Source organism: Stenotrophomonas sp. (genome assembly GCF_059505245.1).
The window spans coordinates 1-18,071 of the sequence record NZ_JCACKF010000046.1 but is presented as its reverse complement, the minus strand read 5'-3'; the positions used below and the strand labels follow the sequence as shown (position 1 = coordinate 18,071).

23 protein-coding genes are annotated in these 18,071 nt (G+C 68.4%); 6 read left to right on the top strand and 17 right to left on the bottom strand.

All coding sequences use genetic code 11. The features are described from left to right. Positions 1-187: 187 nt before the first annotated feature. From rapZ to AC5JLE_RS18930, 10 genes are all read right to left on the bottom strand, one after another. Positions 188-1,072 carry an RNase adapter RapZ gene (gene rapZ, locus AC5JLE_RS18975; RefSeq protein WP_014646231.1) on the bottom strand — a complete coding sequence of 295 codons (885 nt, stop codon included), beginning with the start codon at positions 1,070-1,072 and terminating at the stop codon, positions 188-190. Positions 1,073-1,099: 27 nt separating this feature from the next. Next, the gene (gene hprK / locus AC5JLE_RS18970) at positions 1,100-2,050 is read right to left on the bottom strand and encodes an HPr(Ser) kinase/phosphatase (protein ID WP_005408388.1); all 951 of its coding nucleotides are present in this window, start codon (positions 2,048-2,050) and stop codon (positions 1,100-1,102) included. Next, positions 2,047-2,499 carry a PTS sugar transporter subunit IIA gene (locus AC5JLE_RS18965; protein WP_032130191.1) on the bottom strand — a complete coding sequence of 151 codons (453 nt, stop codon included), beginning with the start codon at positions 2,497-2,499 and terminating at the stop codon, positions 2,047-2,049. The genes hprK and AC5JLE_RS18965 overlap by 4 nt, the downstream gene beginning before the upstream one ends. Positions 2,500-2,520: 21 nt before the next feature. Beyond that, positions 2,521-2,838, bottom strand: coding sequence for a ribosome hibernation-promoting factor, HPF/YfiA family (hpf, locus tag AC5JLE_RS18960; RefSeq protein WP_005415556.1), 318 nt, complete (start codon positions 2,836-2,838; stop codon positions 2,521-2,523). Positions 2,839-2,896: 58 nt separating this feature from the next. Beyond that, complete coding sequence (locus tag AC5JLE_RS18955; protein ID WP_100449567.1) at positions 2,897-4,318, bottom strand: RNA polymerase factor sigma-54; 1,422 nt, start codon at positions 4,316-4,318, stop codon at positions 2,897-2,899. 40 nt (positions 4,319-4,358) lie between these two features. Continuing rightward, positions 4,359-5,078: an LPS export ABC transporter ATP-binding protein gene (gene lptB, locus AC5JLE_RS18950; RefSeq protein WP_005415558.1), complete on the bottom strand. Its 720-nt coding sequence runs from the start codon at positions 5,076-5,078 to the stop codon at positions 4,359-4,361. Next, entirely contained in the window at positions 5,078-5,644 is a 567-nt protein-coding gene (lptA, locus tag AC5JLE_RS18945) for a lipopolysaccharide transport periplasmic protein LptA (RefSeq protein ID WP_032959333.1), read from the bottom strand. Before lptA ends, lptB begins: the two co-directional genes overlap by 1 nt. Before the next feature lie 101 nt (positions 5,645-5,745). Next, the gene (lptC, locus tag AC5JLE_RS18940) at positions 5,746-6,321 is read right to left on the bottom strand and encodes an LPS export ABC transporter periplasmic protein LptC (protein ID WP_014646235.1); all 576 of its coding nucleotides are present in this window, start codon (positions 6,319-6,321) and stop codon (positions 5,746-5,748) included. Next, on the bottom strand, positions 6,318-6,866 hold the full coding sequence (locus AC5JLE_RS18935; protein WP_014036245.1) for a KdsC family phosphatase: 549 nt from the start codon (positions 6,864-6,866) through the stop codon (positions 6,318-6,320). Before AC5JLE_RS18935 ends, lptC begins: the two co-directional genes overlap by 4 nt. Positions 6,867-6,933: 67 nt before the next feature. Beyond that, positions 6,934-7,935 carry a KpsF/GutQ family sugar-phosphate isomerase gene (locus tag AC5JLE_RS18930; RefSeq protein ID WP_014646236.1) on the bottom strand — a complete coding sequence of 334 codons (1,002 nt, stop codon included), beginning with the start codon at positions 7,933-7,935 and terminating at the stop codon, positions 6,934-6,936. A 54-nt stretch (positions 7,936-7,989) separates the two neighbouring features. Between AC5JLE_RS18930 and AC5JLE_RS18925 the strand changes: the two genes are divergently transcribed. From AC5JLE_RS18925 to AC5JLE_RS18915, 3 genes are read left to right on the top strand one after another with little or no spacing between them, the layout of a single operon-like run. Then, on the top strand, positions 7,990-8,220 hold the full coding sequence (locus AC5JLE_RS18925; RefSeq protein ID WP_005408396.1) for a BolA family protein: 231 nt from the start codon (positions 7,990-7,992) through the stop codon (positions 8,218-8,220). Between the two features lie 21 nt (positions 8,221-8,241). Beyond that, entirely contained in the window at positions 8,242-9,513 is a 1,272-nt protein-coding gene (gene murA / locus AC5JLE_RS18920) for a UDP-N-acetylglucosamine 1-carboxyvinyltransferase (protein WP_014646237.1), read from the top strand. Continuing rightward, complete coding sequence (locus AC5JLE_RS18915; RefSeq protein ID WP_032957609.1) at positions 9,510-9,827, top strand: hypothetical protein; 318 nt, start codon at positions 9,510-9,512, stop codon at positions 9,825-9,827. Before murA ends, AC5JLE_RS18915 begins: the two co-directional genes overlap by 4 nt. Positions 9,828-9,966: 139 nt before the next feature. Here the strand turns inward: AC5JLE_RS18915 and AC5JLE_RS18910 are convergent, their stop codons facing one another. The 7 genes from AC5JLE_RS18910 to purM all read right to left on the bottom strand — a co-directional run bounded on the left by AC5JLE_RS18910 (position 9,967) and on the right by purM (position 14,896). After that, the gene (locus AC5JLE_RS18910; RefSeq protein ID WP_014036249.1) at positions 9,967-10,650 is read right to left on the bottom strand and encodes a DUF3108 domain-containing protein; all 684 of its coding nucleotides are present in this window, start codon (positions 10,648-10,650) and stop codon (positions 9,967-9,969) included. A gap of 2 nt (positions 10,651-10,652) precedes the next feature. After that, positions 10,653-11,480 carry a DUF3108 domain-containing protein gene (locus AC5JLE_RS18905; RefSeq protein ID WP_496065543.1) on the bottom strand — a complete coding sequence of 276 codons (828 nt, stop codon included), beginning with the start codon at positions 11,478-11,480 and terminating at the stop codon, positions 10,653-10,655. Positions 11,481-11,548: 68 nt separating this feature from the next. Next, on the bottom strand, positions 11,549-12,208 hold the full coding sequence (gene purN, locus AC5JLE_RS18900; protein WP_049405382.1) for a phosphoribosylglycinamide formyltransferase: 660 nt from the start codon (positions 12,206-12,208) through the stop codon (positions 11,549-11,551). Beyond that, complete coding sequence (locus AC5JLE_RS18895; protein WP_496065542.1) at positions 12,205-12,867, bottom strand: DUF2238 domain-containing protein; 663 nt, start codon at positions 12,865-12,867, stop codon at positions 12,205-12,207. The genes purN and AC5JLE_RS18895 overlap by 4 nt, the downstream gene beginning before the upstream one ends. Positions 12,868-12,908: 41 nt before the next feature. Beyond that, positions 12,909-13,331 carry a hypothetical protein gene (locus AC5JLE_RS18890; protein WP_014646242.1) on the bottom strand — a complete coding sequence of 141 codons (423 nt, stop codon included), beginning with the start codon at positions 13,329-13,331 and terminating at the stop codon, positions 12,909-12,911. Next, positions 13,328-13,816 carry a hypothetical protein gene (locus AC5JLE_RS18885; RefSeq protein ID WP_032957615.1) on the bottom strand — a complete coding sequence of 163 codons (489 nt, stop codon included), beginning with the start codon at positions 13,814-13,816 and terminating at the stop codon, positions 13,328-13,330. Before AC5JLE_RS18885 ends, AC5JLE_RS18890 begins: the two co-directional genes overlap by 4 nt. 21 nt (positions 13,817-13,837) lie before the next feature. Beyond that, entirely contained in the window at positions 13,838-14,896 is a 1,059-nt protein-coding gene (gene purM / locus AC5JLE_RS18880) for a phosphoribosylformylglycinamidine cyclo-ligase (protein WP_049405378.1), read from the bottom strand. A gap of 99 nt (positions 14,897-14,995) precedes the next feature. Between purM and AC5JLE_RS18875 the strand changes: the two genes are divergently transcribed. Genes AC5JLE_RS18875 through hda form a run of 3 tightly spaced genes read left to right on the top strand, consistent with a single transcriptional unit; the run spans position 14,996 to position 18,008 of the window. Continuing rightward, entirely contained in the window at positions 14,996-16,135 is a 1,140-nt protein-coding gene (locus AC5JLE_RS18875; RefSeq protein WP_032957235.1) for a DUF2066 domain-containing protein, read from the top strand. Continuing rightward, the gene (locus AC5JLE_RS18870; protein WP_014646246.1) at positions 16,132-17,301 is read left to right on the top strand and encodes an AI-2E family transporter; all 1,170 of its coding nucleotides are present in this window, start codon (positions 16,132-16,134) and stop codon (positions 17,299-17,301) included. The genes AC5JLE_RS18875 and AC5JLE_RS18870 overlap by 4 nt, the downstream gene beginning before the upstream one ends. Then, positions 17,301-18,008, top strand: coding sequence for a DnaA regulatory inactivator Hda (gene hda, locus AC5JLE_RS18865; RefSeq protein WP_014646247.1), 708 nt, complete (start codon positions 17,301-17,303; stop codon positions 18,006-18,008). Before AC5JLE_RS18870 ends, hda begins: the two co-directional genes overlap by 1 nt. The last annotated feature ends 63 nt before the right edge of the window (positions 18,009-18,071 follow it).

Genomic DNA, 18,071 nt, shown 5'->3' with positions numbered 1-18,071 from the left:
TTCGCCTTCCCCCCGGCCCCCCCGGGCCGGGGGGGCCGGGGCGGGGGGGGGGGCGGCCCCCGCCCCCCCCCCCCCCCCCCCCCCGCCCCGCCATCCCACGGAATGCCGCTTTTGCTGTTGCTGTTGCTGTTGCCGGCCAGCGGCCGGCACTACCGACGGGTGCCGGGCGCAGCCCGGCCGGCCCCCCTCAATCCTGTTCGCGGTGGTACGTCGCCACGTCCTGCCAGCCCATCTCGCGGGCATGCCGGGCCATGCGCTCGGCCAGGAACACCGAGCGGTGCTTGCCGCCGGTGCAGCCGAACGCCACGGTCACGTAGCTGCGGGTGCCATCACCCAGTTTCGGCAGCCAGGTATCGAGGAAATCCATCAGCTGGGCCAGGTAGCGCTGCACGTCCGGTTGCGCTTCCAGGTAGTCGCGCACACCCGGTTCGCGGCCGCTGAGCGCACGCAGGTCCGGGTCCCAGTGTGGATTGGGCAGCACCCGCGCATCGAACACGAAGTCCGCCTCGGCGGGTACACCGCGCTTGTAGGCGAATGATTCGAACAGCAGCGACAGGCCGGTGGCATGGTCCATCGCGAACTCGGTGATGATCCGCCGCCGCAGTTGGTGCACGTTGAGGTTGCTGGTATCGATCACCGCATCGGCCTCGCGGCGCAATGGCGCGGTCAGCTCGCGCTCGCGGGCGATCGCCTCGGGCAATGACAGGCCCAGCTGGCTCAGCGGATGGCGGCGGCGGGTGTCGGCATAGCGCTTGAGCACCGTTTCGTCGCTGGCCTCGAAGAACAGCACCTTCACTTCCACGCCGGCGTCGGTGGCCAGCTGCCGCCAGTCGCCCAGCTGGCTCAGGTCGGCCTGGCCGCGCACGTCGATGCCCACCGCCAGCCGGCGCGGCGCGCTGCCGTCGTGGTTGGCCAGCAGGCTGCGCACGAAGTCCGGCAGCAGGTGGATCGGCAGGTTGTCCGAGCAGTAGTAGTCCTGATCCTCGAAGGTCTTCAGGGCGACGGATTTACCCGAGCCGGACAGGCCGCTGACGATGATCAGGGTCGGGGCGGAGGGGGTGGCGGTGCTCATGGACAGGCTCTTCGAAGGGCAGGGGAATCAGGGTGTTCGCCGTTCCAGCAGATTGCTGTGGCGGGCGATGAACATCGCTGCCGGATCAATGCCCTTGGTGCGCAGGATGTGCAGGCGGGTGGCGGCTTCGGTCAGCACGGCCAGGTTGCGGCCGGGCATCACCGGCAGGGTGATCAGCGGAACGTCGAGGTCCAGCACATGGCGGGTGCCCGAGTCGCCGGTCAGGCGCTCGTAGCCATGCGGGGTGGGTTCGGTCATCGGCTTGGTCAGGTGGACGATCAGCCGAAGGTACTTGTTCTTCTTTACAGCCGTGTCGCCGAACATCTCGCGCACATTCAGCACGCCCAGGCCGCGCACTTCCAGCAGGTCCTGCAGCAGTTCGGGGCAGGTGCCGTCGAGCACGTCCGGGGCGATCTGGGTGAATTCGGGCGCATCGTCGGCTACCAGCCGATGGCCGCGGCTTAGCAGCTCCAGCGCCAGCTCGCTCTTGCCCGACCCGGCCTCACCGGTGATCAGCACGCCGATGGAATAGATCTCCATGAACACGCCATGCAGGATCACCCGCGGCGCCAGCGTGCGCGCCAGGTGGTAGGACAGGTGGTTGAGCAGTTCGTGGCCGCGCTTGGGCGACAGCCACAGCGGTGTACCGGATTCATCGGCGGCCGCGCGCAGGTCTTCCGGGCACGCCTGGTTGCGGGTCAGCACCAGCGCCAGCGGATGCGACTGCATGATCTTCTCGATGGTTTCCCAACGCTGGCGGGGTTCCAGCGCGTCCAGCCAGGACAGTTCCTCGGTGCCCAGGATCTGCACCTTGTTGGGATAGATCGCATTGAGGTAGCCGGCCAGCGACGGACGCCGCGAGACCGTGTTGCCGGCCTCCAGCTCGCGTTTCTCACCGGATTTGCCAGCGGCCCAGCGCAGCCCCAGCCGCTCGCGCTGCTGTTCGAACAGTTCACGGGCGGTGATGCTGGTATTCATGCGGCACTCGCAGGTGGGGTCATGTCCAGCGCCTCGCGCAGCGCCCGGGCATCGCCGGCTTCGCGCAGGGCCTGGCGGATGTCCGGTGCGGAAAACAGCTCGGCCAGCTCGGACAGCAGCATCAGGTGCTGGTGGGTGTAGTGGGCGGGGACGGCCATCGCGAACACCAGGTCCACCGGTTCGTCGCCGCCGAAATCGACCGGGGTCGCCAGTCGCAGCAGGGCGCCACGGGGGCGGTCCAGGGTCGGCGCGCGGCCGTGGGGAATGGCGATGCCGTGGCCGATCGCGGTGCTGCCCAGGGCTTCGCGCTGGCACAGGTTCAGATAGATCTGTTCGGCGTTGGCCTGGCGGCAGGCCAGCAACCCGGCGGCGGCCTGCAGGACGCTGTCACGGTCGGTGGCCGTGCAGAGCTGGGTCTGCACGGCCGCCAGGAGGTCAGTCAGGGGCATGTCTGCGGGGAACGGTGGCGATCAGCCACCATTGTCGCCCACCGGCAGCGGTGCGTGCTGCTGTTTTTTCTCCTTGTGCTTGATGACCAGGCGGTCAAGCTTGTCCGCAAGCAGGTCGATCGCGGCATACATGGTCTGGCCGCCGGCCTCGGCGTGCAGGGTCTGCCCCGGAATGTTGAGGCTGGCGTCGACGTGGTGTTCGGTCTTCTGCAGCTTGAGGGTCACCCGCGCTTCGCAGTGCTGGTCGAAGTGTTTTCCGATCCGGGCCAGCTTCTCCTCTACATAGGACTGCAGGGCCGGGGTGACTTCGACGTCTTTGCCAAACGTTTCGATGCGCATCGGGTTTCTCCTGTGTTCGGATGTGCCAATGAACCTCTCCGCCGGGCGCGGCGGCGCGTCAAGCGATTCTGACCCTTTCGTGCGAGGCGGAAATGTTCATGGCTTCACGATACTTCGCCACGGTGCGTCGCGCTACTGGAATTCCCGACGACTTGAGCAGGTCAGCCAGCTTGGCGTCAGAAAGCGGCTTGCGCGGGTTCTCGTCGTCGATCAGGCGGCGGATCATCGCCTGGATGGCCGTGCTGGACGCCTCGCCACCGCCTTCGGTATCGATGCCCGAGGCGAAGAAGGCGCGCAGCGGCAGGGTGCCGCGCGGCGTGCGCACGTGCTTGCGGGCGATCGCGCGCGACACCGTGGATTCGTGCAGGCCCAGCTCGGCGGCGATCTCGCGCAGGGTCAGCGGGCGCAGCGCCTGCTCGCCGAATTCGAGGAAGCCGGCCTGTTGCAGGATCAGGCTGCGCACCACCCGCAGCAGGGTTTCGCCGCGCTGCTGCAGGCCCTTCAGCAGCCAGCGCGCCTCCTGCAGCTGGCCGCGCAGGTAGCCGGCGTCGGCCTCGCCACAGCGGCGGATCAGCTGTTCGTAGCCACGGTGGATCACCACCTTCGGCCCGGCATGGGCCGCCAGCGCTGCGCGCCAGATGCCGTTCTGCCGCCACACCACCACGTCGGGCACCACATAGGTGTCCTGCGACAGCGGCGCGATCTGCGTGCCCGGACGCGGGTCCAGCGAGCGCAGCAGCGCGACCGCCGTCTCGACCTCGTCCAGCGGCTGTTTCAGTTCATGCGCCAGCCCGGAGACGCCACTGCGCGGCAGCCGTTCCAGCGGGCCTGCGGCAATCTGTCGCGCCAGCGCCAGCCCCGGCGTGTCGGCAGGCAACACGTCCAGCTGCAGCTGCAGGCACTCGCCGAGCGTGCGCGCGGCAACGCCGACCGGGTCGAAACGCTGGATGCGATGCAGCACCGCGAGGATTTCATCCTCACCGGCATGGACCGCCGGCAGCAGGGTTTCGGCGATGGTGGCCAGCGGTTCGCGCAGGTAACCATCGTCGTCCAGCGCATCGATCAGTGCAGCGCCGATGCTGCGGTCATGCGTGGAAAGATGCGACAGGTGCAGCTGCCACAGCAGGTGGTCGGCCAGCGTTTCGGTTTCCGCCACGCGCTCGGCGGCACTGCCGGTGTCATCGTCATCGTCGAAGCTGCCACCACTGCCGGCGGCACTCCAGTCGAGTTCGGCCGGCGCCCAGTCGTCGCCGTTGTCGGTGCGTTCGGCGGGCGCGTCGGCCTCGGTGCTGTCGCTGCCCTCATTGGCGGCACTGCTGTCGTTGCTGTCGGCCCAGTCCAGCAGCGGATTGCTCTCCACGGCCTGGGCGATTTCAAGCTCCAGCTCGGTCGTGGACATCTGCAGCAGCTTGATCGCCTGCTGCAGCTGGGGCGTGAGCACCAGCTGTTGTCCCAACGATGTCTGCAGCCGAGTCTTCATGCCTGTGCCGAACGGAAGGAAAGGGACCCGGCGCCTGCGGTCACAGCTTGAAGGAATCCCCAAGGTAGACGCGACGTACGTCGGCGTTGTCCAGGATCGCCTCCGGCGAGCCCTGGGCCAGCACGGTGCCCTCGGCGAGGATATACGCGCGGTCGCAGATTCCCAAGGTCTCGCGCACGTTGTGGTCGGTGATCAGCACGCCGATGCCACGCTGCTTGAGATGGGTGACGATGCGCTGGATTTCACCCACCGAGATCGGGTCGACACCGGCAAACGGTTCGTCGAGCAGGATCAGGCGCGGCTGCGCGGCAAGTGCGCGGGCGATCTCGCAGCGACGACGTTCGCCACCGGACAGGCTGGCGCCGAGCTGGTCGGCCACATGGCCCAGCTGCAGCTCGTCGAGCAGGCTGTTCAATTCGCGTTCGCGGCCGGCCGAATCCAGGTCTTCGCGAAGCTCCAGTACCAGGCGGAGGTTGTCGGCCACCGTCAGCTTGCGGAACACCGACGGCTCCTGCGGCAGGTAGCCCACGCCCTGCTTGGCACGGGTGTACATCGGATCGCTGGTGATGTCCTTGCCGTCGAGCACGATGCTGCCGGCATCGGCGGCGACCAGGCCGACGATCATGTAGAAGCAGGTGGTCTTGCCGGCACCGTTGGGGCCGAGCAGGCCCACCACTTCACCGGCGTCGAGGGTCAGCCCGAAGTCCTTCACGACTTCGCGCTGCTTGTAGCGCTTGCGCAGGCCCTTGGCGACGAGCATTACTTCTTGCTCCCGGCCGGCTTGGCCGACGTGCTGGCCGGCGCCGCCGCCTTGGGCGTGGCCGCCGGCTGTGCCGCCGCGTTCTTGTTCTTCGGCGGAATGACGGTGCGCACGCGGCTGCCATCGCCACCGGAATTCATTTCGCCGCTACGGGTGTTGTAGACCATGCGCTGGCCGGCATTGGTGCCGCGCGCGCTGGTGACCTTGTAGTTGCCGGTCAGGGTGATGATCTCGGTCTTGATGTCGTAGTCGATGCGATCAGCCACCGCGTCCATCCAGGTGCCATCGTCGAGCTGCTGCTTCATCGTGGCCTGCTTGCCGGTGAACACCGCACGCACGGCCTCGCCGTCCTTCAGGTAGATCTCGGCTTCGGACGAGCGGATGTCCAGCGAGCCCTGGGTGACGGTCACGCCCTGCGAAAGCACGGTCTTGCCATCGCCGGTGAGCACGCCCGACTGCGCGCCGGAGTCGATGTTCATGTTCTCGTTGCGGTCGGTGGACTTGGCAAAGGCAGCGCTGGGAACAAGGAGACCGAGCGCGAGTACGGCTGCAAAGGGAATCTTCATCGGGGTCCGTTCTACCGGTGGGGCCGCCCGGGAAACCGGGGGCGGATGGGTGGGCTGCCTGCCTTGCGCCTGTCCGGGGACGTCGCAGGAGGGCGGCGGAATCAGCGTCGGGGCGTGTAACGGCCCTTGGACTGGCTGAGGAAATGATACGTGTTGTTCTTCGAATCCACCTCGAAGCCAACCCCGGACTGTTCCATGCCGGGGCGGGTCATGGTGACCAGCGCATCGGTGCGGGCACGGTTCTCCTTCGGGAACACGTCCAGGTGGTCGGTGCGGAAGGTGGTCGGCACCACGCCCGGATCGGCCGGGCTGTCGCCGGCGACATTGCCGCGCAGCTTCATCTGGTCGCCCTTGGCGCTGAGCCAGCCCGTCTCGGCACGCAGGGTCCAGTGCTTGCCATCCTTGTCCGGCATCTCGAACAGCGGCGTGGCGATGTTGATGGTCTGGTCGCCACGCTGGCGCTCCAGCAACGGTGCGCGCAGGGTGGTCGATTCCTTGCCGTGCTCATCCAGGGCGACGACCTGGAAGTCGTGCAGGACGTAGTCCACGCCGACATCCTGGCCGGCAGTGGCCGGACCCTTGTCGCGGTTGCGCAGGGCCGCCCAGCTGCTGAGCAGGGCCGCCAGCAGCAGGCCGATGCCGAGCAGGGTGCGCCAGTTCAGGCTCGGCAGGTTCATGCGCCGAACCTCGCCAGGACCGCGTCCACATGTCCCTGCGCGGCCAGCAGGATGTCACACAGCTCACGGGCTGCACCACGTCCGCCATCGGCGCGGGTCTGCCAATGCACGCGCTCGGCGATCCACGGGTGGGCGTTGGCCGGCGCCACCGCCAGGCCGACCGCGCCCAGCGGTGCCAGGTCAGGCAGGTCGTCGCCCATGAAGGCCACCTGCTCCAGGCCGATGCCGTGCTGCGCACACAGCGCCTGCACGCTGGCCAGCTTGTCGCCCACGGCGATCTGGGTATCGATGCCGAGGTCGGCGCCGCGCCTGAGCGCGGACTGGCTGTTGCGCGCGGTGATCAGCACGGGGTGGATGCCGTGCTGCTGCAGCAGTTTCAGGCCCAGGCCATCCTGCACGAAGTACGCCTTGCTCTCGTTGCCGTCCTTGTCGTAGTACAGCCGACCGTCGGTGAGGGTGCCGTCCACGTCGAAGCAGGCCAGGCGGACGCGGGCCGCGGCGGCATGCAGGTGGGCGGGGAAGGCGGGCAGGGGGGACCAGGGCATCAGGGTGGCAGGCTCGGTGGATTCGGGTTGGGACGGTACAGACTGAATGGGGTCTACGGACTGTCGGTTAAACCACCCGGGCCCGCAACAGGTCATGAATGTTCAGGGCACCGACCGCCCGGCCCTGGTCGTCAACCACGATCAGGCCCGTGATCTTGTGGGTCTCCATCAGCCGGGCAGCCTCCACCGCCAGCTGGTCGGCGCCGATGGTACGTGGGTTGCGGGTCATCACATCGGCGATCTTCGCGGTGCGCACGTCCAGCGCGCTGTCCAGCGCCCGGCGCAGGTCACCGTCGGTGAACAGGCCGATCAGCACACCGTCGGCATCGACCACGGCGGTCATGCCCAGCCGCTTGCGGCTCATTTCGACCAGCGCCTCGCTGAGGCTGGCGTCGGCCCCCACGCTGGGCAGGTCCTCCCCGGTGTGCATGACGTCGGTGATATGCAGCAGCAGGCGGCGGCCGAGGCTGCCGGCCGGGTGCGAGCGGGCGAAATCGTCGGCGGTGAAGCCGCGTGCGTCGAGCAGGGCCACGGCCAGCGCATCGCCCATCGCCAGCGAGGCGGTGGTGCTGGAGGTCGGCGCCAGCGCCAGCGGGCAGGCCTCGGCCGGCACGCTGACGTCCAGGTGGATATCGGCGGCGGTGGCCAGGCTGGACTGCGGGCGGCCGGTCATGGAAATCAGCACGTTGCCCTGGCGCTTGAGCACCGGCAGCAGCATCAGCACTTCGTCCGATTCGCCCGAATAGGACAGGGCCAGCACCACGTCGGCCTCGGTGATCATGCCCAGGTCACCATGGCCGGCTTCGCCCGGATGCACGTAGAACGCGGGAGTGCCGGTGGAGGCCAGCGTAGCGGCGATCTTGCGGGCGATGTGCCCGGACTTGCCCATGCCGGTGGCGACCACCCGGCCGCGGCTGGCCAGGATCGCCTGGCAAGCCTGCTGGAAGGCCTCGCCGAGGCGGTCGGCCACGGCATCCAGCGCCTGCCGCTCGATCTCGAAGACGCGGCGGCCGCTGGCGACCAGGCCGGCAGGGTCGACGGAACGGGGGGGCAACAGGGATTCGGCCATGCGGACGCCACGCAGCGGAAGTAGAATGGAGGCACATTTTATTAGGAAAGCCCGTTGGACGCCGACACCATCCGCAACCTGATCGAAACCGGCCTGCCCGGCGCCCGCGCCGACGTGCAGGGCGACGATGGCGTGCATTTCGAAGCGACCGTGGTCTGCGAGGCCTTTGCCGGCAAGATGCCGCTGGCCCGCCACCGGATGGTCTATGCCACCCTGGGCGACCTGATGGGCGGCGCGATCCACGCGCTGGCGCTGAAAACCGTGACCCCGGCCGAAGCCGGCTGAACCGCAGAAGATCCCGAATACATGGCCAAGATCGTTGTGACCGGCGGCGCTGCGCTGCACGGTGAAGTGAGCATCTCCGGCGCCAAGAACGCCGTCCTCCCCATTCTCTGCGCGACCCTGCTGGCCGATGCGCCGGTGGAGATCACCAACGTGCCGCACCTGCACGATGTGGTCACCACGGTGAAGCTGCTGGGTGAACTGGGTGCCAAGGTCACCATCGACCAGGGCACGCTGTCGCGCGGCAGTGCGATCGTGGTCGACCCGCGCCCGGTCAACCAGCATGTCGCCCCGTACGAGCTGGTCAAGACCATGCGCGCCTCGATCCTGGTGCTGGGCCCGCTGCTGGCCCGCTTCGGCGCGGCGGAAGTGTCGCTGCCCGGCGGCTGCGCGATCGGCTCGCGTCCGGTCGACCAGCACATCAAGGGCCTGCAGGCGCTGGGCGCCGAGATCGTGGTCGAGAACGGCTTCATCAAGGCCACGGCCAAGCGCCTGAAGGGCGGCCATTTCACCTTCGACATGGTCAGCGTTACCGGCACCGAGAACGTGCTGATGGGCGCGGTACTGGCCGAAGGCACCACCATCCTCGACAACTGTGCGATGGAACCGGAAGTGACCGATCTGGCGCATTGCCTGATCGCGCTGGGCGCGAAGATCGAAGGCCTGGGCACTGCCCGCCTGGTCATCGAAGGCGTCGAGCGCCTGTCCGGCGGCCGCCATGAAGTGCTGCCCGACCGCATCGAGACCGGCACCTTCCTGGTGGCTGCGGCGATGACCGGCGGCAAGGTCACGGTCAACCGTGCGCGCCCGAACACCATGGACGCGGTGCTGTCCAAGCTGGTCGAAGCCGGTGCGAAGATCGAGACCACCGACGACACCATCACCCTGGACATGCAGGGCAAGCGGCCGAAGGCGGTCAACCTGACCACTGCGCCGTACCCGGCGTTCCCGACCGACATGCAGGCGCAGTTCATGGCGCTCAACTGCGTGGCCGACGGCGTCGGCGTGATCAACGAAACGATCTTCGAAAACCGTTTCATGCACGTCAACGAGTTGCTGCGCCTGGGCGCGGACATCCAGGTCGAAGGCCACACCGCCATCGTGCGGGGCAGCGAGCACCTGAGTGGCGCACCGGTGATGGCCACCGACCTGCGTGCCTCGGCCTCGCTGATCCTGGCCGGCCTGATGGCCAGCGGCGAGACCACCATCGACCGCATCTACCACCTTGACCGTGGCTACGAGAACATCGAAGAGAAGCTGTCTTCGCTCGGTGCCACCATCCGGCGCGTGCCATGATCCTGCGCGGCAAGTTCAGCCCGCGTCGCAAGGCGCTGCTGGCGCTGGTGCTGATCGTGCTGGCGTGGCTGGGCTACGCCTGGTACGCCAACATCGCCATCACCCAGGGCATCGAGCAGAAGGACATGGACTGGAATGGCGATGGCACGGTCTCGCGCGACGAGATCATCGAGTCGTTCTATGCGGTTGCGGTGAATGACAGCCAGGACGGCAACCGCCATTGCCGCACCTTCGTCTGGCGCAGCACCGGCGAGCAGATCCGCGTGGACTGCCGTACCGAGTTCAAGCCGGCGGCGGCCGAAGAAAAGAAGTAAGAAAAACGCCCGCGAAAGCGGGCGTTTTCTTTTCGCGGGGCCCGGGGTCGGATCCCTTTCCATCGGAAAGGGCTCCGACCCCAGCCACACAACCGGGGTCAGAGCCCATCCCCGAGGGGATGGGATCCGACCCCGGCACTCAGTTCATCGCCTTGATGGTCAGGTCCAGGGCATCGCGGTCGTTCTCCCGCTGCAGCATGCGCGCCGGCACCGGGAACTCCGGCACGATCCAGGCGATCAGCTCCTTGTTGCCGTCGGCACGCGAGACCTTGGTCGCTTCGTAGCTCTTGCCGCCCACGGTGATCGACTCCTTGCCGATCACGCGGTAGGTCATGTTCTTGATGCGGCCTTCGTCGACCATGCGATAGGTCAGCGGCTTGCCGGCGGCGAGGTCACGGGCGATCGCCAGGTTGATCAGCAGCGCGTCCATGTCACCGGATTTCAGTGCGATAGGTCCAGCGCGGTCCGGCTTGATGTCGCCGGTCCAGGTGGCCTGGTTGCTGGTCCAGTTGTAGTTGGCCTGCACGTTGCGCTTCTTCACCAGCAGCGCCGAACGGTCCTGGCTGCTGAGCGGGCGCAGCTGGCCGCGCACTTCTTCGAACACGGTGCTCTGGCTCAGGTCGGCCAGCTGGTTCTTCACCTGCAGCGTGTAGCGCCACTTGTTGGCACCCTCGCTGCTCAGCGTCATGCTGCCATTGGCCTGCATGCCCATGTAGCTGGCCAGGTAATCGGCCTTGAACGGCTGCAGGGCCATGGCCGGCAGGCTGGCCACCGACAGCGCGGCTGCAGCGATCCAGGTGAGGGGGCGGGTCAGGGTGCTCATGCTCAGACTCCTTGGTATTCGATCAGGCGCAGATCGACGCGGTCTTCGCCGTCTTCGCGTTGCAGGATGCGCACCGGGGTGGGGACACCGTTGGCGATCCAGAGGATGGTTTCGTTGTTGCCGCCGTTGGTCCGGTAGACCCGCAGCGCGTTGTAGGACAGGTCGCCGACCTCGACGTTCTCGGTCTGCGGCGCGGCCTGGTAGTCGTGCTGGCGGACCTTGCCCATGTCCACGTAGCGGTAGTGCATGGTGGCACCCGGACGGGCATCCCGCATGATCGCCAGGTTGATCAGCAGGGCGCTCTGGTCGCCCGGCTGCAGCGGAATCGGCTGCGCACGCTTCTTCTCGACGTCGCCGGTCCACTGCGCGGTACCGGCCTGCCAGTTGTACGTGCCGACCGCCTTCTTGCCCAGGAACAGGCCCTTGCGCACCGTGCTCTGGCTCAGCGGTGCATAGGCGCCGGCGCGCTCCTCGAACACCGTGCTCTGCTCGATGTTCAGGCCCAGCACGCTGGCAAAGCCGCGGCGGCCGACCACCTGCATGTCGACCCGCCACTGGTTGCCGCCGGTATGGGTGACCTGCATGCTGGCGTCGCCGGCCTCCTTGCCTTTGTAGAAGGCCTGGTAGGTGGCGCTGAACGGCTGCAGCGGCGGCGGTTCCCACGCCAAGGCCGGCAGGGCCAGGGCCGCCGCTTCGGCCGGCGGTTGCACCGCTGGCACCGGCGCCGGAGCCGGCGAGGCGGCAGGCGCCTGCGCCTGGCCCCAACCCACGCCGGGGAGCACGACAAGCGACAGCAGCAGCGAAGTGGACAGCAGGGTCGTGGTCTTCATGGAAGAGAGGAGCCGCAGGAGGTGGGCAGGATGCCAGCCCCGCAGTCAGCGGGGCGTGTGCGTGGGCGTTACCGGTTCAGGCTCCCGGCGGAATCTAGGGCCAGCGGGCTAAACAGGGGGTGACCGTCCAGTTGCGGCTGGCCCTCCCGTTCAGTCAGGCGGCCGGCGCACAGCAGCTGCAGCGTGGCGATCAGCAGGGGATGCTCCACCGCCAGCACACGCGCGGCCAGGGTGTCGGCGTCATCGCCGCGCAGCACCGGTACCCGCACCTGGGCCAGCACGGCGCCGGCGTCCAGCTCGGGTACGACCAGGTGCACGCTGGCACCGTGCTCGGCATCGCCTGCATCCAGTGCCCGCGCATGCGTGTCCAGCCCCTTGTGCAGCGGCAGCAGTGACGGGTGGATGTTGACCAGGCGGCCATTGAAGCGCTGCACGAAGGCGGCGCCGAGTATGCGCATGTAGCCGGCGCAGACGATCCAGTCCGGTGCGACCGCGGCCAGTGCGTCGCCCAGTGCCTGCTCGTAGGCGGCGCGGTCCTGGAATTCCTTCGGCGCATGCGCCCAGCGCAGGTTGGCGCTGACCCGCTGCAGCGCGGCGGCGGCCGGGCGGTCGGAAAATACGCCGACGACCTCGGCGCGCAGGCGTCCCGCAGCGATGGCATCGAGGATGGCCTGCAGGTTGCTGCCGCGGCCGGAGGCAAGCACGGCAATGCGGGTGGGCGCGGTCATTGCGGGGTACTCCGGCGGATCAGCGGCCAGGTCAGCAGGCTGCCCACGGTGGCCATCAGCATGTCGGCATGGGCGTCCCACATGTCGCCCTGCTGCCCGTTGTAGGCCTCGGCGGCGTCCGGCGACAGGGCGAGCGCGATGGCCCATTCGAACCACTCGTAGACCAGGCTGGCGCACATCACCGTCATCACCACCAGGGCGAAGGCCTGGCCGCGGCGCAGCGCCGGCCAGGCGTGACGTGCCAGCTGCAGCAGTGCCGGCGTGAAACAGACGCCGAACAGGAAGTGGATGAGGCGGTCGAAATGATTGCGCTGCCAGCCGAACGCCGCATTCGGCGACCAGCCGATCAGCGCCTGCGTCCACGCGTCGTAGGGAACGTTCGAGTACAGCCAGCGGGCGGCCACACAGTGCAGCGCGATGAAGCCGCAGATCGCGATGAAGGCACCGTTGCCCAGCCAGCCACCCCGGCGGTCGACCCACAGCAGGGCGCCCAGGCCGATCACGGTCAGCGTGCTGTGCAGCGCCTGCTCGGTGGGCCACAGCGGCTGGATCCAGCTGACCGCGAATACCGCCAGCACGGCAGCGAAGGCCAGCTTCTTGGGGCCCGAGAAACGGAAGGCGCTGAGCGAAGCGGTCGTGGGGAGGGCAGGCGCGGACATGGGAAGTCGATCAGGAAAGGGCGGGGCGTCTGCCGGCAAGTTCAGACGCGGAGATGGTCGCCGCGGTCGAACAGGGCGGCCATGTCAGGCTTGGACAGGAACACCCAGGCATAGGCGGTCAGGGCCATGCCCAGCGGGCCGGCCAGCACCGCCAGCCAGGCCGCGCGCTGGCACCAGGCCAGCCCGGTGCGGCGCGACAGCAGGCGCGCGGTGTGCAGCTGCACGAAGCCCAGCGCGGCAGCCAGCGCTGAAACGACGCCGTACACGGTGGCCAGTACCGCGCCATCGTCCAGCCCGCGCGAGCTGGCAACCAGGCCGATGAAACCGAGGAAGGCCAGCGCGGCCATCCAGTGGAAAACCGCCAGCGCGTAGAACAGCACCTTCAGCGTCTGCAGGTGGCTGCCCAGCTGAAGGTGCGCCAGGGTCTGCTGCGGCAGCGGCGGAGGTGCGCCCGGGCTCGTCATGCCGCCGTGCCCGCTGTGTCGAACGCGGCCTTGACCTGCGGACGCAGCAGCGTGATCAGGCTGAGTACTCCCAGCACGGTACCGATCGGCGTGAACAGACAGGCCAGCCCGGCCACGATCAGGCACAGCAGGTAGCGGCGGCGGCGGGCCAGGCAACGGCCGGCGTAGGCCACGAACGCGCCCAGGGTGACGCCACCGAACACGATGACACAGCCGATCACGACGAACATCCAGCCGAACACGCGCTGTTCGGCCGGCGACGAGGGCTGGCCGCCGGAGTTCATCGGCAGGTTGCCGGTGAGCGCGGTGACGCCGAGCACGATGTGGACGATGAAGATCAGCGAGAACAGCGCGATCAGGCCGCCGACCACGTAGTGCGCGATTGACAGCATGCGCAGGTGGTCGGCGTCCTGGGGGCTGAACGCCGGTACCGCCGTCGTTGGCGGCGGCACGGGGGTAGGGGGCAGCGGGGGCATTGCGTCCATGCGGGCTCCTCGGGGCCGGGTTCAGCCGATGCGGACGCGCTCGGCGCCTTCAGCAGTGACCACCTGGCCGATGGTCCAGTGGTCCAGGCCCTGCGCCTTGACCGCCTCGGACACGGCGGCGACCTGGTCGGCTGCCACGATCAGCACGAAGCCGATGCCGCAGTTGAAGGTGCGCCACATCTCGCTGTCGGCCACGGCGCCTTCCTTCTGCAGCCACTGGAACACCGGCGGCAGGGTCCAGGACGAGGCCTGGATGTCCAGGCCGAGGCCGTCGGGCACCACGCGGATGATGTTCTCGGTCAGGCCGCCACCGGTGATGTGGGCCATGCCGTGGATGGCCTCGCCGTGCGACTTCAGCAGTGCCAGGATCGGCTTCACGTACAGGCGGGTCGGTGCCATCAGCGCGTCGACCAGCTTCACGCCGCCCTCCAGCTCCAGGTCGGCCGGGCGGCCGGCGCGGTCGTAGATGCGGCGCACCAGCGAGTAGCCGTTGGAGTGCGGGCCGGACGAGGCGATGCCGATCAGCACGTCGCCGGCGGCCACGCTGGCGCCGTCCTTCAGCTCGCTCTTCTCGACCGCGGCGACCGTGAAGCCGGCCAGGTCGTACTCGCCCGGGGCATACATGTCGGGCATTTCAGCGGTTTCGCCGCCGATCAGCGCGCAGCCGGCCTCGGTGCAGCCGTTGGCGATGCCGCCCACGACCGCTGCGGCGGTGTCGATGTCCAGCTTGCCGGTGGCGAAGTAGTCCAGGAAGAACAGCGGCTCGGCACCCTGCACCAGCACGTCGTTCACGCACATGGCGACCAGGTCGATGCCGATCGTATCGTGGCGGTTCAGCTGGTGGGCCAGCTTCAGCTTGGTGCCCACGCCATCGGTACCCGACACCAGCACCGGCTCGCGGTACTTGTTGGACAGGTCGAACAGGGCGCCGAAGCCGCCCAGGCCGCCCATCACTTCCGGGCGGAAGCTGCGCTTGACCAGGGGCTTGATCCGCTCGACCAGCGCGTTGCCGGCGTCGATGTCGACACCCGCGTCACGGTAGGTGAGGGGGGAAGGGGCGGAAGACGGGGTGTTGGTCACGGGCGTCGGCGCTGGCAGGGGTTGAATGAGCGATTTTAACAGGCCGCATTGGCGCAAAGGCCGTATTCGGGCAACAATTCCCCCGGATTCGTCGAGCCAATGGATGTCCTGATGCGCCGCAGCCTGATTCTGACCCTGCTCCTTGCACTGAGCCTGCCGGTGGCCACGATGGCCCAGAGCGGCCTGCGCACCGAGGGAGATGTCGCCACCGCTTCGGGGGCCTACGAGGCCGAAGTGCCCGTCAACAGCCAGGCCGAGGCCGATCGCAACGGTGCCCTGGCCCGTGCCCTGAGCGTGGTGCTGGGCAAGCTGTCCGGCGACCGCAACGTGATGTCACGCCCCGGCGTGGTGCAGGCGCTGCGCAATGCCAAGGACTACGTGGCCAGCTACGACTACAAGCAGGACCAGAGCGTGGGTGCCAGCGGCGCACCGAGCTTCCGGACCCTGCTGGTGGCCCGCTTCCGCGAGGATGACGTCGATTCGCTGGTCTCGGCGCTGGGCCTGCCGCTGTGGCCGCAGCCGCGACCGAAGCCGGTGCTGTGGCTGGCCGTCGACGACGGCAGTGGCCCGCGCCTGGTCAGCGTGCAGCAGGCCAATGCCGCCCGCCCGCTGCTGAACCGCGCCATCGAGCGGGGTTACAAGCTGGGCCTGCCCAGCGGCGGTGCTGCCGAACAGGCCCTGGCCGGTGCCATCTGGCGCCAGGACAGCGCCGCCGTGGCCCGTGCCTCCTCGCGCTACTCACCGCCGATGCAGCTGATCGGCAAGCTTTACCGCGCCAACGGTGGCTGGCAGGCGGACTGGGTGTTCGTCGACAACGGCCGCGAACTGAACAAGTGGACCAGCAAGGACGCCAACGCCATGCGCGCGATGGCCGCCGGTGCCGACGGTGCCGCCGATGCGCTGGTCAAGCGCTATGCCAAGGCCGGCGTTGCCGTCGGCCAGGCCGGCACCTACCGCCTGGTGGTGACCGGCATCAACAGCGCCGATGACTACCTGCGGCTGGCCGCTGGCCTGCGCGAGGTGCCGGTGGTGCGCAACGTCACCCCGCTGCACGCCTCGGCCGGCCAACTGGAGCTGAGCGTGGAGATGACCACCGGCCTGGCCGGCTTCAACCGCATGCTTGGCGACAACGGCGTGCTGGTGCCAAGCGCGCCGCTGCCGGCCCTGCCGACCCCGATCGATGACACCACCGGTGCCCCGGTGGCCGCGCCGGTCAGCAACGAGTACCGCCTGCGATGATCCTGAGCCCGGAAGCTGAAATCGCGCAGTTCCTGCGCCGGCTGAAGTACATCCTGTTCGCCGGCCTGATCGGCTGGGTGGTGTGGCTGCTGGCGCCGATCCTGACCCCGTTCGTGCTGGCACTGGCGCTGGCCTGGCTGGGTGACCCGCTGGTGGACCGCATCGAGGCCACCGGCCGCTCGCGCATGACCGGCGTGGTGCTGGTGTTCGCAGCGATGGTGCTGGTGATCGTGGCACTGCTGCTGGTGCTGGTGCCGATGATCGAGCGCCAGATCACCACCCTGATCGCGGCCGCGCCGCAGGCGCAGGCGTGGCTGATGCAGACCGGCATCCCCTGGTTCGAGCACAAGACCGGCCTGGAAGTGATGCAGTGGCTGGATCCGGACCGCCTGATCGAATGGGTGCGCAGCCATTGGCAGCAGGCCGGCGGCTTCGCCACCACGTTCATGGGCTACGTCTCGCGTTCGGGCTTTGCGATGGTGACCTGGGTGGTCAACATCCTGCTGCTGCCGATCCTGGCGTTCTACTTCCTGCGCGACTGGGACAAGCTGGTCGAGCGGGTGGCCTCGGTGATTCCGCGCAACCAGATCGGCACCATCAGCGCGCTGGCGCGTGAATCCAACGAGGTGCTGGGTGCGTTCATCCGTGGCCAGTTCCTGGTGATGCTGGCGCTGGGCGTGATCTACGCCGGTGGCCTGTCGCTGGTCGGCCTCAAGCTGGGCCTGCTGATCGGCCTGATTGCCGGCCTGATCAGCTTCATCCCGTACCTGGGCGCGACCACCGGCGTGCTGATGGCGGTGATCGCCGCGCTGGTGCAGGCGCAGGGCTTCGACCTGAAGCTGCTGATCCTGGTCGGCGTGGTGTTCACCGTGGGCCAGCTGCTGGAAAGCTACGTGCTGACCCCGCGCATCGTCGGCGACAAGATCGGCCTGCACCCGGTGGCGGTGATCTTCGCGGTGATGGCCGGCGGCCAGCTGTTCGGCTTCCTCGGCATGCTGCTGGCGCTGCCGGTAGCGGCGGTGACCAACGTGCTGCTGCGCTATGCCCACCAGCGCTATCGGCAGAGCGAACTGTACGTGGGCGAGAAGCCGGCGATCGTGCTTGATGGCGTGGTCGACGCGCCCCATATCATCGTTCCGGACGACAAGGGCCCCGACCTGAAGTGATGGGTGTGCCGCAACTGCCGCTGGCCCTGCATTACCCGCGGGACCAGCGCCTGGAGACCTTCATCGGCGCGCCGGATGGCGCGCTGGCGCAGCTGCGCGCGATCGCGGTTGGCGCCAGCCACGACTGGGTCTACCTGGAAGGTGCGGCGGGAACCGGCAAGACCCACCAGGCGCTGGCGATGTGCTCCAGCGCCGAGCAGGCCGGACGGTTGCCGACGTACGTGCCGCTGGCCAGCGCCGCCGGCCGTGTCCGTGCGGCGCTTGATGGGCTGGAAGCGCGCGAACTGGTGGCGCTGGACGGCCTGGACGAGGTTGCCGGCAACCGCGAGGATGAGATCGCGCTGTTCGATTTCCACAACCGTGCGCGCGCTGCGGGCGTGACCGTGCTGTACACGGCACAGAAGGCGCCGGGCGAACTGGGCCTGGTGCTGCCGGACCTGCGCTCGCGGCTGGGCCAGTGCGTGCGCGTGCTGCTGCAGCCGCTGGATGAGGAAGGACGGGCGGCGGTGCTGCGCGAGCGTGCACTGCGACGCGGCCTGGCCATCGACGAAGCGGCCATCGAGTGGCTGCTGTCGCACACCGGCCGTGAGCTGGGTGGATTGATCACCCTGCTGGACTGGCTGGACCGCGAATCGCTGGCGGCGAAGCGGCGGATCACCGTGCCGTTCCTGCGCCAGGTGCTGGAAGAAGGCCGGCCTCGTTACTGAGGGATGTTGTTCGGCAGGGCTGCGCCCTGCACCCGCGGTAGTGCCGGCCGCTGGCCGGCAACT